The sequence below is a fragment of the Aureliella helgolandensis genome, assembly GCF_007752135.1.
Classification (GTDB): domain Bacteria; phylum Planctomycetota; class Planctomycetia; order Pirellulales; family Pirellulaceae; genus Aureliella; species Aureliella helgolandensis.
The window spans coordinates 1,660,508-1,674,373 of record NZ_CP036298.1; the positions used below are offsets into that span (position 1 = coordinate 1,660,508).

At 56.0% G+C, this 13,866-nt stretch carries 7 protein-coding genes; 3 read left to right on the forward strand and 4 right to left on the reverse strand.

The features are described from left to right. Nucleotides 1-254: 254 nt before the first annotated feature. The 4 genes from Q31a_RS05920 to pelA all read right to left on the reverse strand — a co-directional run bounded on the left by Q31a_RS05920 (nucleotide 255) and on the right by pelA (nucleotide 6,454). Nucleotides 255-1,178 (reverse strand): SHOCT domain-containing protein, encoded by a 924-nt coding sequence (locus tag Q31a_RS05920; protein ID WP_145075412.1) that lies wholly within the window; start codon nucleotides 1,176-1,178, stop codon nucleotides 255-257. Nucleotides 1,179-1,522: 344 nt separating this feature from the next. After that, nucleotides 1,523-2,491, reverse strand: coding sequence for a metallophosphoesterase family protein (locus Q31a_RS05925; protein WP_145075415.1), 969 nt, complete (start codon nucleotides 2,489-2,491; stop codon nucleotides 1,523-1,525). A gap of 98 nt (nucleotides 2,492-2,589) precedes the next feature. Next, nucleotides 2,590-3,564: a hypothetical protein gene (locus Q31a_RS05930; protein WP_197356271.1), complete on the reverse strand. Its 975-nt coding sequence runs from the start codon at nucleotides 3,562-3,564 to the stop codon at nucleotides 2,590-2,592. 436 nt (nucleotides 3,565-4,000) lie between these two features. Further along, nucleotides 4,001-6,454, reverse strand: a complete 2,454-nt coding sequence (gene pelA, locus Q31a_RS05935; RefSeq protein ID WP_145075417.1) for a pectate lyase — start codon at nucleotides 6,452-6,454, stop codon at nucleotides 4,001-4,003. 162 nt (nucleotides 6,455-6,616) lie between these two features. On the opposite strand from pelA, the gene Q31a_RS05940 reads away from it, so the two are divergent. The 3 genes from Q31a_RS05940 (at nucleotide 6,617) to Q31a_RS05950 (ending at nucleotide 13,791) form a co-directional block, all read left to right on the forward strand. Beyond that, nucleotides 6,617-8,059 (forward strand): sulfatase-like hydrolase/transferase, encoded by a 1,443-nt coding sequence (locus Q31a_RS05940; protein ID WP_145075420.1) that lies wholly within the window; start codon nucleotides 6,617-6,619, stop codon nucleotides 8,057-8,059. Between the two features lie 223 nt (nucleotides 8,060-8,282). Beyond that, nucleotides 8,283-12,371 carry a DUF1553 domain-containing protein gene (locus Q31a_RS05945; RefSeq protein ID WP_145075424.1) on the forward strand — a complete coding sequence of 1,363 codons (4,089 nt, stop codon included), beginning with the start codon at nucleotides 8,283-8,285 and terminating at the stop codon, nucleotides 12,369-12,371. Beyond that, nucleotides 12,361-13,791, forward strand: coding sequence for a DUF1501 domain-containing protein (locus Q31a_RS05950; protein ID WP_145075427.1), 1,431 nt, complete (start codon nucleotides 12,361-12,363; stop codon nucleotides 13,789-13,791). The genes Q31a_RS05945 and Q31a_RS05950 overlap by 11 nt, the downstream gene beginning before the upstream one ends. Nucleotides 13,792-13,866: the final 75 nt, after the last annotated feature.

Consider the following 13,866-nt stretch of genomic DNA (forward strand, 5'->3'; position numbering starts at 1 on the left):
TGTTCGGGAGGTAAGATTACCCAAACTCATCGCAAGTGAAGCCCCCTGCTGTCAATCGAACTTAACTCTAGAAGCACCAGTACCTTAGGCCGATTAAGTGCCATTCGTGTCCGACACCAAAAGTGCAAAGCACCCGAAGGGCCGTACCGGCTTTTGGTGTCGGACACCTTTTTCCGGGCAACCCGAAAATTAAACTTTGCCAATGCACTATGTCCCGAGTGACTATGTCCCGCGCGATAAATCGTAGCCTTGCTCTAAAGCCGCGCTAAGAGTTCCGCTTTCTTGGCGGCGAATTCTTCGTCGGTGATGTAGCCTTTTTCCTTGAGACCACCCAATCGATCAAGCGTTTCTAGAATGGCATCTCGGCTAGCTGCATCGGCGGGCGCCGCAGCGTTCGTCGCGGGTACCGAAGATCTCGTTTCGGCAGTGGGTTCAGAACTGCCTGAAGCTGAATTTCCCGGCGAGGGAGCGACTGGTGCTGGGGCATCCGGTGCGGGAGGAGTCGACGCGGCGTTGAGAGACGAATCGGGCGTGGGTTGCTGAGGAACGCCGCAGCGTGAGATGACGGGTAGTGTGGAGAGATTGACCGTGCCATATTGACTGGTCAATGTGATCGAGCCACCAACTCCTTGCTGCTGACCAAAACCACCGATCTGATGATCCATCGTGTCGTATACCCAGACGTCGCCACCTGTGGTTACTGCCAAGCGACGTTGCGCGGGGAAGTAGGCGTAGCGAAGGTTGTTTTGCGAACCAATCGCAGCGGGAGGCCCGAACTCCGTTGGCCACCAATTGGTGGTGGGATCGGGGACAAACAGGCTGTTGGTTGAGCCCATCGATCCGGAAGCTTGCGACTGTGCGGAGTTGCCGCCTTGACTTTGCGACTGCGAGGAGCCGCTGAATGCGATCAACTGATGATTGGCGAGCGCGTTGGAAAGGTCATTGCACAGATTGTCGACGCGACTCTTCAGTTGGTGATTGAAGAGATCGCTCACCATGGTCATTCCGCCACGCATCCATTGGCCCGATCCACCAAACTCGGGATGCCCGAACTGCGCCATGGTCCCGTTGCCGTTGTTGACTGCGATCAGCATATGAGTCACCGCATCAGTGGACAGGTTATGTCGCTGCGCGAGATCTTGGACGATTCGGGTTCCCTCTTCGGAAAGCTTGGGCACGTTGTTGAAAACTCCCGCTAGGTGATCTAGCGTTTGAGGGACTTGGGGGCAGCAGAGAGGCTGTCAGTTGCGGATGGATTTAGACACGTGTCCGCTCTCTTTTGCCGAAACGGTCCCTACGGGGGCTCATCTACAAAAGACACTGGTCAGCTATTATCCGCACCTGTGTGCCTATTGTTCCGTCAAATGGCCCGCTAGGGAAGCGGAAAACTGCAGCTTTGGAGAGGTTCACTCTGGGAAAGCAGCTTGGGATGGGAGGATTCTGCCTGTAAGCTCGATTATTGGTCCTCGCGCACCACCGGTTGAGTTGGTGGCTCCCACACGCTAGCGACCCTTGCCTGGGCTCAGCCGAGTCGACGTTCGACGATTTCCGTCCCCAATTCGCTCCATTTGGGGAAACCACGCTCTTGTGGCGACGGGGAGGCCCATGTGGATTGACTGCCGCGGATTTCGATCGATTGATCGGAACGGAACGTCAGGAATGTATAGAGCGGGTCTGTATAGGCCGCCATGCGGCCATAGGCATTGCCGACCCAATAGTAGGACGCACTGTTGATCCATACGTAGTGAATGCCCCCCCGCAATTGGTAGCGATCAAGGTGATGATGACCACAGAAGCAGGCTTTCACTTTCGCACCGCTGTCCGTCTTGGCTGCTTCCAAGATCGATTCAATAGCACCGGAGGCCGATTCGGGGGCAAGGCTCGCTTCCATTCCCAAGCCTTGATGCGCGAAAACCACTGTCGGTAGGCTGGTGCGTTCGAGATCTTCGCGCAGCCAGTCGAGTTGTTCCGGATCGGCAAATCCACGCAGCTGGCTGTCGACATAGAAATTCGCCTTCCCATAGTCGATGTAGCTGGCGGGGTGTGGCCGCAGGTGATTGCGATCTAAGACGATGAAATGCCAGCCACGGTGGTCAAACGAATAAAAGTTGTTAGGCATTTCCCAGTGGTCCACGATCTCTTGTTTCGTGACCTTGTCCATGTCATGGTTGCCCAAAACATGATATTTTGCGCCAGGAAATTGCTGCCATAAATCCATGCAATCCGTAGCGTCCACGCCGAAATTGAAATCACCCAGCTGCAAAATGCAATCGGGCGCATCGCTTTCCACTGCTTGCATGAATTGCTCCAAACGCGGTAGTGCGTCGGGAGCGAGCCCGTAGTGCAGGTCGGCAATTAATCCCATCTTCCAGGATTGGAGTGTCTCAGGTGCAGCGCCATGAGAAGTCTGGCCTGCTGAGCCGTGCAGGAGTAGGGAGCTGCCTGCAAGTTGCAGTAGAGTTCTTCGAGGCAGCGAGTGTGGAGTGGACATGCAATGTTCTTTAGTAAGCAGGATGCGTGCTGCGGTGCAATTGTGGGCAGGACCTATCGTATCAATTGCCGCTGCCTGGAGGACGTTTTAACGCAAACTTAATTCTTGTATTCTTGTTGCCGTTGGTCGCCTTGATTCTTAACTTTTTCCAAGATCTGCTTCTTGCTCTCCTGCAATCGACTGGGCCACTCGAATTTTGGGGCTAGGGCTGGATCGTAGCCGGTGAGGTGCCCGGTGAGCCGGGTCGCTGGCTTGGTATACGACAATTCGGTCGTACCGAAGACCTCTTCGCATATGGCAGCGAGCCCTGGATCGTATTCCTTCAATTCCTTCCGCGTATCGACATGGTTGTGGTCGTGATCTGGCTGTCGATTGTTATCGAACCATGATTGGACACCTTCGGCAAAGTACTCGGCATGATTGGTGGATGCGTACTTTCCCTTCCACAGGCCTTGAGCCACCGCGTGATCATAGGTTTGCTGGAGACGGCCATCGAAAGTGGGGTCCAAATTCACCATGCCTCGCAAGTGGATGTTGTGCGCGAATTCATGAATCAGAATATTCTCGGTGGAATAGGGATCGCCGGTGAACGCCAGCAGGTTCTCTTCGGCGCAAGAGCAAACCGAGTCTTGCAGAGAGCCACCGAGTCCTCGGGCGCGTGCATCCCAGTAGTCTTTGGGACTCAGGTGAGCGTGCTCGGGAATGTCTGTGGTGAACTCGTCGTGCGCCATGACAATCATTCGCGAATCATGTTCAACCATCGTTTTTCGAAGATCGGGGCGTTGGGCGAGCATCATGTCGATTAAGTAAGCGGCTTCCTTGAGGGCGTAGTCGTTCACTTTTTCGGAGCTGATGATGGGATAGCCGCTGGCATTGACGTACTTGCGGTAGAACGGCGCCAGTTGCATGGACTCCGGCGGCTGCTCGACCCGGTACACCTGAGCGGATTCAGGGGCACTGGAAGATGCTTGGGAGGTGTCTTGCCAGGGCCGTGGTTCGGCTCTTATTGGCTGCGGCATGGTCAGCAGGGCAAGGCTTAGTAATGGTAAAACGGGACGGGGAATGCAGGGCATGAGGACACTCGTTCTGTGCTATTTAAGAGGTTGTGGGAATGGAGCAATCAGCTCGAATTGCGAAGCAGACTCGAACTTCAAATAGCGTGATCGCTAGCAACTTGGAAAGCGGAGCGACCGTGCCGCAGGGTACTTCGAATCGAAAGCGTTCGCCAAACCGATCGCCAGTTCTTCGGGCTGACATTTGCATTGTCCCTGGCGCCTTGCAGGCTATTACTGTAACAGTTCACGACCTTCCTTATCCATCAAGCAGCTTTAACCGTCGCTTCAGGTTTGAGTTTAAGTCGCAGACAATGGTGAACGGTTACCTGTCCCTTTTACTTCCACTCCCAATCGAACGCAATAATATTGTCAGTACGACTACGATCTCATTGAGCACGAGAACGGTCGAAGGGAAAACGCAGGCAATCACCGAGCAGCGTCGCTCTGCCTTGATTCAAAGCTGCAATGCTGCTGGGGGGATCTTGCTTTGGAAGCCTTCAATAACGGATTGCTGCTGGGGATCGCCCGACAAATCGGTCCATTCGTTGGGATCCTTGTTGAGGTCGTAGAGTTCTTGGGTGCCGTCCTGGTATTGAATGTACCGCCAGCGATCGGACCGCAGTGACACGTTGCCGGGATCAAAGGATGTGACCACCACTCGCTCGGTGACTTGGGCTGGTTCGCGTAGCAGCGGAAGGAGACTCTGACCATCCATCGCGTGCGGTGCGGGTACTTGGCAAAGTTCGGTGAGGGTGGGATAGAGGTCAATCAAACCCACGGGGCTGTGGCAGCGTTGGCCAAGGTTGGGGTATTGTTCGGTCCTGTTTTTCGGGGGAACGATCGCGAGTAGAACCCGTGTCGAGCGTTCCCATCCCGTCCATTTGCCCCAATGCTGCTTCTCCCCCAAGTGCCACCCGTGATCGCTCCATAGGACAATGGTTGTGTTTTCGCCGTACTCGCTGTTATCCAGTGCATCCAATAGGCGTCCAATTTGCGCATCGACAAAGGTGGTGCAGGCCAAGTAGGCCTTGACCGCTTCCTCCCACTGGTCATGTTCGACAACCGTCGAGTGTAACCCAGCGGTTATCGCCTCCAAGGCCCACCGCCGGCTGGTCCCGTTGAGATCGTCCAAGTCCGAATTGGAGTAGGCAGGTCGTTGGACGGTCTTCCCTTCGAAGCGTGAAAAGTACTTTTTCGGAGCCCATAGAGGGATGTGCGGGCGGTAGAAACCGACGCCTAGAAAGAAGGGCCGTTGGTGGGAAGCTTGCAGCTGTTCAATGGCCCAGCTCGCACTCTGCGCGTCGCCCATTGCCGAGTCGGGGACGTCGATTGGTCCCCAATCGAACGATTCTCCGCCCGGCGTATCGGGCCTCCGGTCCGAGGGCATGCCGTTCAATGGGAGAATGACTCTTGGAGGACCTTTGACTACGTGGCGCGGCGAGCTTGTCCGCTTGGAAGGTAGTTCTTGGTCACTGTAGTCGACGGCTCGCCGGGTGAAGGGACTCCAACGCTGTTCAACGTTGAAATGCTCTTGAAACAAGATGCGATTGTCTGCAGCGCTGGAGTGCATCATCTTTCCCGTCCCGAGCGTGTGGTAACCTGCTTGGCCAAAGGCTTGGGGGAGTGTTTGGATTTGGGGATGTTGAGCAAACAGCTTTCGGCTGTCATTGGACCAGACGCCAGTATTCCATGGCATTTGACCACTGAAGAGGGCCGCCCGGGAAGGGTTGCACGCTGGGGAGGCGCAGTGCGCGTTTGTAAATAAAACGCCTCGCTTCGCCAGTCGATCAATGTGAGGTGTTTCCGCTTGCGGATGCCCTCCGAGGCATCCCACCCAGTCGTTCAAATCATCGACGGCGATAAACAGAATGTTGGGAGCGGAGCGGCTCGAAGTGCTTTCGCGATTGACCCATTCTTGCCAATCCTGCGCAACGCGACTGCCGGAGGTTCCGTACCACGCGTATCCATTGCGTCTCTCCGGCTCGATCTCCGCCACATCGTATTTGATGATGCCATCGCGACCACTGAAAATGGGGCGATTGGTTTCGATCTCGTAGAACCGAGCCCATAGTGGCGGCGCGTTGGGATCGTGGATGACCTTGCGCTCGCCGTCGATTTCCTCATAACGAATTCCGGTTAGTTGCGCCGCTTCAAACCATTTCACCGCAGCTTCAATTGCTGTGCGAACTGCCTCCGACGGCTTCTCAATCGTCATGAGGAGTCTTGCGATCCCGGCGCTCTCACTGCCGCTGAGCGATGGGTGTTCGTAGGCCCGCGCTTTAGCCGCTTGGAGTGTTTCCCGGTCGTGCTGTGCACACCAGGCGGTCAATTGCCCATCGACTTTAATCTGGCAATCGAGAATGCACTGGACACCTTGGTCGAAGGCATCTCTTGCTCGTTGGCGAGTGGCTGGGGAGACGAAGTCGTACAGCTCTTTTTCCGCAACCTCACGGAGGAAGGTCATCAGCCCTACCATGGTGCCGTCGTTGAAGGTGATGTGTTGCGAGTAGCCCCGTGGTTGCGGTCTTTGCGGCCAGCCGCCGTTGCTGTATTGGGCATTGAGGATCGCGTCGAGGCCGGCTTGGAATGCCGTCTGGTACCGGCTGTCATGAGTTGCCTGGAAGGCGAGTGCCAGCAGCTGCAATTCATTCAGCGTGGCCCGATTATCAAAGGTTCCTTGCAGGTCCTGACGCTCTCCCGCGTAGGGTTGTTCGGAGGTGTCGAGATTCTTCGGCCAAGCCCCTGCAGGACTTTGGTGCGACAGTACATTGTCCAGTCGCTGGCGACCGGCGTCGGAGTGAAACCACGCGTCCGGTTGCTTGAGATGATCACGAATTTGGGCGGAGGCGATTGAAGTGCCCAGGAACACTCCAAGGCAAGCCAGCAGCCAGCGTTTCACGGGTGTCATCGTATTGCCTTTGGAGAGGAGAGGCTTGGCAGGCAGTGGGCTAGGAATAGAACCCTCAACCAAAACGATCTTCTGCTTGCATTTCTGTTATAAACAGTTGCAGGATTCCCGAGAACAAGATCTTCTCGAATCGTTTCTCCAGGATAACACAGTTTGAATTCTATGGTGAACACAAGACTTGCCCAATTGCTTGCGATCAGCAGCGTGTTTTTCGGTCTACTCGCTTCTGCTGGGAGAGCTGCCGAACCGGCGAGCCCAGAACGGCCCAATATTGTGCTGATCATGGCTGATGACGTTAGTTGGGAAGCCTTTGGGTGTTATGGCGCGGAAGAATATGCGACGCCTCATCTCGATGCGCTCGCCGCAGGGGGAGTGCGATTCACGCATTGCTATTCAACACCTATTTGCACCACCAGTCGTGTTGAATTGATGACTGGCAAGTACAGTTTTCGGAACTACACGCATTTTGGATACCTCGATCCCCAGCAAAAGACTTTTGGCCATTTGCTCAAGCAAGCTGGCTACGAGACCGCAATTGCAGGCAAGTGGCAATTGAACGGCTTGTACAATAGTTTGCCAGGTCACGAGGACAGCAACCGTCCAGTGCAAGCCGGTTTTGACCAGTTCTTACTCTGGCAATTGACGCGTGGCAGGCAGGAGAGTGATGGAGGTGGAGAGCGGTTTTGGAATCCTGTCTTGGAGCACAATGGACGCCTGCTAACTAGCCAAGAGAATGCCGGAAAATTTGGGCCTGATCTGCTGTGTGATTTCGTCTGCAATTTTATTCAGCAGCCAAGAGAGGCCGCCTTCTTCGTCTACTATCCCATGGTCCTAGTCCATGATCCTTTTGTGCCGACGCCCGACACGATTGGTGACGCGGATCGAGCGACAGCCAACAAGCCCAAAGCCAGAGACAAGAAACGCAACTTCGTGGCTATGGTGAACTACATGGATAAATTGGTCGGTCGCATTGTTGACGAGCTGGAGACGAGTGGGCAGCTGGAAAATACGCTCCTTCTGTTTACCGCCGACAATGGAACGAATCGGTCGATTACGTCGCAGTGGCAGGGACGGAGCATTCGTGGTGGTAAGGGAGGGATGACGAATATGGGAACGCATGTTCCTTTGATTGCAAGTTGGAAAGGCCGGACGGTCGCCGGATCCGTGGTGGACGAGCTGGTCGACTTCACCGATTTCTATCCTACGCTAGCGGCGGCTGCGGGCGTGGGGTTGGATGCCACCGATCCGGTGGATGGCTATAGCTTTCTGAGCTCCATCGTCGGAGAATCCACCGTCGGAGAATCGAGCAAGGTGCGCCCGGCAGTCTTCCTGCACTATCAGCCCTATTGGAATCAGCTTCCTGGTCAATTTGCGCGCACTCAGCAATATAAACTCTATCGAGACGGGCGTTTTTTTGACGTCAGCCGAGATCTGGAGGAACTCTTACCTTTGCAGCAGGAGTCGCTGGAGGAATCGGCCCGAGACGTACGGCAGAAGCTACAGCAACTCTTGGATCAGGCGCCGGAAGTACCTCTTGGAAAACGAGGAGGAAACTCGGGACCGCGCCCCATCCATCCAGATTGGAGTAGACTAGTTGGAGAGTGATTCCCGCTAGCCGTTCCCATCTACTCCTTCGAGACCGCTGGCAAGTGGCTGCACAATATTATCGCAGCCCGATTATCGCAGCCCGCTGCGTCGCATGGGGGGCGTTGCGTGGCACTCGAAGTTCGCCCTCAACATTCATCGATCCATTTGGTAAAATGAATGGTCCAACCCGCCGCATTTGCCCCACATCCCCCGTAGGGCCCACCTATTTTTGAGTTGTCTAATGTCCTGCCGCCTTGCCGCGTTGCTATTCTTGTGCCTGGTCCCCAGAGCTTTCGCGTTGGAGCCACCGCAGCTTGAGTTCTTTGAGGCTCGCATTCGTCCCGTTCTGGTCGAGTACTGCTATGAATGCCACAATTCGACCGACTCTACAGAAGCTGGACTTGCGCTGGATTATCGCGGGGGCATTTTAGAAGGCGGCGCTGGCGGCGCGAGTGTTTCGCTGGAGTCACCAGCATCCAGTTTGCTATTGGAGGTGATGCGGCATGACATCGATGGACTTGAAATGCCGCAAGGGGGACCGAAGCTTGAGCCTGAGATCTTAGCTGATTTTGAAAAATGGATTGGGATGGGACTTCCCGACCCACGCTCGGAGCCTCCCTCGGAATCCGAAATGGAGCAGTCCCAATCCTGGGAGTCGACTCTGAAACGTCGGCAGCAGTGGTGGAGCTTCCAACCGATTCAATCCATTGAGCCGCCCGCTTCGGTGGTCAGTGAGCGAGCAGGTGAGGTGTTGTCTCACCCGGTCGATCGATTCATTGATAAGAAGTTGCAGCAGGAGGATTTGGAGTTGGCCCCATTGGCCGAACCAACTGTTCTCGTGCGTCGCGTGTATTACAGTCTGTTGGGGCTCCCCCCTACCGTCTCCGAAACCTTGCACTGGACATCGCGACTCGAGACCACCTCCCGCAGCGAACGCGATGCTGCCTGGGAAGCTCTAGTCCAGGAGTTGTTGGAACGCCCGCAATTCGGAGAGCGCTGGGCGAGGCATTGGATGGACTGGATTCGCTATGCAGAATCGCATGGTAGTGAAGGGGATCCAGCGATCGATCATGCATGGCTTTATCGCGACTATCTAATTCGGGCGTTGAATGCAGACGTTCCTCTCGACCAACTGTTGCGCGAGCACCTGGCGGGTGACCTGCTGGCGGCACCGCGAATCAATGAGGAGCTGAGAATCAACGAGTCGGCCATTGGTCCGGCGCACTTGCGGATGGTTTTTCATGGCTTTGCCCCCACCGATGCTATGGAAGAGAAGGTGCGTTTCACCGATGACCAAGTCAACGTTGTCTCCAAGGCTTTCTTGGGGCTGACGGTTTCCTGCGCCCGCTGCCACAACCATAAATTTGATCCGATTAGTCAAGCTGACTACTACGCCATGTTCGGCATGCTGGGAGCTTGCCAGCCCGGCAGAACCGTGATCGATTTGCCGGAAGTCCAACAGCTCCATAGCCTCGCCCTGCAAGAACTGAAAACTCAACTTCGACCGGCACTTGCGCAGGATTGGCTCGCTAGTCTAGAGCGGCTGCCCCAGCGGCTGCTCCACGATACCGAGCTCCTTGCTCGTGCCGAGCAAGCGGATTCGATTCTGCGTCCCTTGGGGCAGCTCCTCAAGTCCCAAGACTCGGCGGCCGAGCTATCGGAAGCATGGCAAAAACTGGCTGCGGATCAAGCGACGCGCGCCAGCGCTTGGGCGAGCACGGAACAGGCGGAATACCTGCCGGCCTGGGATTTGGCGGAGGAACGCGACTACGCAACCTGGTTCCCCAAGGGGTTCGGGCTAGCCAGTTCGACTCCTGCTACTGCCGGAGAGTTCTCTGTGGCGGTGGACGGAACGCAGGCTCTTACCGGAATCTATCCCTCCGGCGTGTACACCCATCAACTCAGTACCAAACACCCGGCTCGGCTTAGCTCGCCCAAGTTCTCGGTCGAGGATGGTTCTGAGCTGTGGGTCTATAGTTGCGGATCTCCGAATGCCAGCCTGCGGTATGTCGTCCAAGACTACCCTCGCAATGGAACAGTTTATCCGGTCAAACAACTGCAGCCGCAGTGGAAGTGGCAGCAATTCGATGTGGGCTACTGGAGTGGCGATCAATTGCATATCGAATTGGCTGCAGCTCAGGATGCTCCGCTGCTGGTTAAGTCGGATGACCGTTCGTGGTTTGGAGTGCGGGCTGCCGTGGTCCGCGCTACTGGGCAACCCGCTCCAGTAGAATCCGCCGAGCACTGGCAACCGATCTTCGACGTGGCCAACGGGGCCGTTCCTACGACCACTGCGGAGGTTGCCAGACTGTACTGCGAAGCAATTCGCCGCGCCCTTGAAAATTGGAATGCCGGGAGTTGTAGCGAGGCCGAAGCGTTGCTGCTCGACGCCTGCCTACGCGAAGGCCTGTTGGCCAATCAGCTCGAGTCCCTGCCACTTGCTGAGCCAATACTCCTGCAATATCGAACGCTGGAAAACGAAATTCCAATTCCAACTCGAGTGCCTGGGGTGGATGAAACCGTTGCGGCAGAGCAACCCTTGTTCGTGCGTGGCGACCACAAGCTGCTGGGCGAAATGGTGCCCCGGCGATTTTTGGAGGCGTTCGATGCGACTCCGTATCAATCGCGACAGAGCGGTCGACTTGAGTTCGCAGAGGATTTGCTGCGCGATGACAACCCACTCACGCGTCGCGTTTTAGTGAACCGCATTTGGCATCACTTGTTCGGGCAGGGAATTGTCCGAACTCCCGACAATTTCGGACGCTTGGGAGATCTGCCCAGCCATCCTCAACTTCTCGATTACCTGGCGTTGCGATTTGACGAGCAGGGGTGGTCGGCCAAAGAATTGATTCGCTTTATCGTGACCTCCCAAACGTGGCAAGCAAGCTCGCAGGGGACCCCGCGAGCGTCGGAAGTCGATCCTGAAAATCGCTGGCTCTCTCACGCCAACGTACGGCGTCTGGAGGCTGAAGCCATTCGTGATTCCATCTTGCAAGCGTCCGGAGGCCTCGATCTGCGGATGTTTGGTGAGCCTCAATCGAATACTCTGACGAGACGGAGTGTCTATGGGAACGTAATCCGCAATGCGTTAGATCCCTTCCTGCGAGTTTTTGATTTTCCAGAGCCCTTTAGTGCGGTTGGACGTCGGGATGTTACCAATGTGCCTGCCCAGTCCCTAACCATGCTCAACGATCCGCAGATTGACCGCTACGCAACTGACTGGGCGGAAAACTTGCTGGCCAACCCTGAGCTGAGCACTTTGGAACAACGCGTTCAGCAGATGTTCCTGGAATCCTTGAATCGGCCCGCCAGTCCGTCGGAAGTGGAGAGGCTCACTGAGTACCTGCACAACTATCGAGGTGTCCTGGAGCAGGAGCTAAGGCAGGTCGCTGAACTCACCCTGAAACGAGAACAACGCGAACGCGAGTTAGCCAACATCCTCCAGCCAGTTCGGCAGCGACTCGAGGCAGAACTGAAGACCGCACGCGTCGCTGAGCCACCATTGCCTGTCCCGCTACCGATCGCCAGTTGGCAGTTCGAACAAGACGCTACCGATGCGATCGGAGGGATGGACTGTAAACTGCAGGCAGACGCCGCGTTGCAGGATGGACGCCTGAGAGTCCAAGGGGGCGGTTATGCCGTCACTAGCACTTTGTCTCAGGATGTGAGTGTTAAAACGCTCGAAGCGTGGGTGCAGCTCGATCGACTGGACCAACGCGGCGGTGGAGTCATGTCGCTCCAAAGTCGCAATGGTGGCGTGTTCGATGCGATTGTTTTCGGAGAACAGAATCCGCGAGAATGGTTGGCGGGCAGCAACAGCTTTTCCCGTACCCAGGCATTTGCCGGCGCGGTAGAGTCGGACGCGCAAGAAAGACCCGTTCATGTGGCAATCGTCTACCATGCAGACGGACGCATTGTGGGGTATCGCAATGGCGAACCCTATGGCCAGCCCTACATGAGTGACGGGCCGACGCGATTCGAGGCGGGCGATGCCGTGGTCAGCTTCGGCGTGCGGCACTTGCCTGCTAGCGGAAATCGGCTGCTAAGCGGTGCGATACTGGGGGCCAATCTGTACGATCAAGCTCTGTCAGAAACTCAAATTGCCTACACGTCCCTGGCTGGGCCATGGATCGTGACCGATCGGCAAGTCCGGCAGGCGTTGTCGGAGAGCGATCAAGCCCTGGCCACACAGTTGAGGGAGGAGATCGAGCAACTTCGGCTCAGCTCCCAGGCGTTGCACGAGAAGTTGCCTCAAGATCTAGACGTTGGCATGTGGACTGCGTTGGCGAAAACCATTTTTACTCTCAAGGAATTTATCTATGTTCGTTAGATCTCCACGACGCCAATTCCTTGAGCGATGTTCGACTGGCTTCGGCGCTATGGCTTTGAGCGGCTTGCTCCAGCAGGGGGCGACGGCTCAAACCGCTCTGCCCGCCTCCGCCGCACTGGCTCAAACACATCATCCCGCCAAAGCCAAGAGCGTCATTTTTTGTTACATGTCCGGCGGAGTGTCGCATGTCGATTCGTTCGATCCCAAGCCCGCCTTGGAGAAGTACCACGGGCAACCGATGCCGGTCAAAGTGGAACGGACACAGTTCAACAACAATGGGAATGTGCTCGCCAGTCCCTTTAAGTTTTCCCCGTCAGGGGAATCGGGCCTGCCCATCAGCGACATGTTCCCACACATCGCTGCTGAAGCCGACGAATTGGCTGTGATACGTTCCATGACCACTTCAGTCAATGAGCATGCACAGGGCAATTTCGCTATGCACTCCGGGTTTCCCTTCATGGGATTTCCAAGCGCGGGGGCCTGGGCCAGCTATGGACTGGGCAGCGAAAATGAGAACTTGCCTAGCTATGTCGTGCTCCAAAGTGGAACTGCAGTGCCGCCGCATGGTGGTGTCAGTTTGTTTAGCAATGGATTCCTCCCTGCACAGCATCAAGGTTCGATTCTCAAAGCCGATCGGCCAGAAGCGATTCGCAATGTGAGCCCCTATGATACGGTCAGCATTCAACAGCAACGCTTGCAGTTGGCTAGTGAGTTTGATGCGGAATTTCTAGCCAGGACAAATGCTGATGCGCAGGTTGACGCGGCTATTCGGAACTACGAAACCGCGTTTCGCATGCAGGCCGCCGTCCCTGATTTGTGTGATATCTCTCAGGAGACTCGACAGACTCGGGAAATGTATGGCTTGGATGCAGAGGTGCCCGAGAAGGCGGCCTACGCGCGACAGTGCTTGCTAGCACGGCGAATGGTGGAACGCGGCGTGCGGTTTATTGAGCTCAGTTGCCTTTCCCAGGGGATCGGCGCCGGCGGAGCGGCAAATCCTTGGGATCAACATAGCGATGTGGAAAAGGGACACCGTGCGATGGGGTTCCAAGTCGATCAGCCTATCGCCGCCTTGATCAAGGACTTGCGTCAACGTGGTTTACTGGACGAAACGCTCATCGTGTGGGCCGGAGAATTCGGCCGCACTCCGTTTTCGCAAGGCAGCACCGGTCGCGATCATAATCCATTCGGCTTTAGCGTGTGGCTAGCTGGTGGCGGCGTGCAAGGAGGATGCAGCTTGGGAGCCACCGATGAGTTTGGCTACCATGCCATTGAGAATCCTTGCACTGTCTATGACTTGTGGGCGACGGTACTGCATCAGTTGGGCATTGATCATGAACGACTGACGTACCGCTACAGTGGACGCGACTACCGGCTAACTGACGTTCATGGCAATGTGTTGCACAAAGTGCTAGCCTAACTGGCTTAGCCTAGCGGGTTCTCCAGCGAATCTGCCGCTGTTCGAAGCCCCGAATACCAGTCCGTCCACTGAACA

What these genes read in the sequence shown, in the direction of transcription:
- Q31a_RS05950 (WP_145075427.1), top strand. Translation starts at nt 12,361, where the DNA reads ATGTTCGTTAGATCTCCACGACGCCAATTCCTTGAGCGATGTTCGACT.
- Q31a_RS05930 (WP_197356271.1), bottom strand. Translation starts at nt 3,564, where the DNA reads ATGCCCTGCATTCCCCGTCCCGTTTTACCATTACTAAGCCTTGCCCTG.
- Q31a_RS05945 (WP_145075424.1), top strand. Translation starts at nt 8,283, where the DNA reads ATGTCCTGCCGCCTTGCCGCGTTGCTATTCTTGTGCCTGGTCCCCAGA.
- pelA (WP_145075417.1), bottom strand. Translation starts at nt 6,454, where the DNA reads ATGACACCCGTGAAACGCTGGCTGCTGGCTTGCCTTGGAGTGTTCCTG.
- Q31a_RS05925 (WP_145075415.1), bottom strand. Translation starts at nt 2,491, where the DNA reads ATGTCCACTCCACACTCGCTGCCTCGAAGAACTCTACTGCAACTTGCA.
- Q31a_RS05940 (WP_145075420.1), top strand. Translation starts at nt 6,617, where the DNA reads ATGGTGAACACAAGACTTGCCCAATTGCTTGCGATCAGCAGCGTGTTT.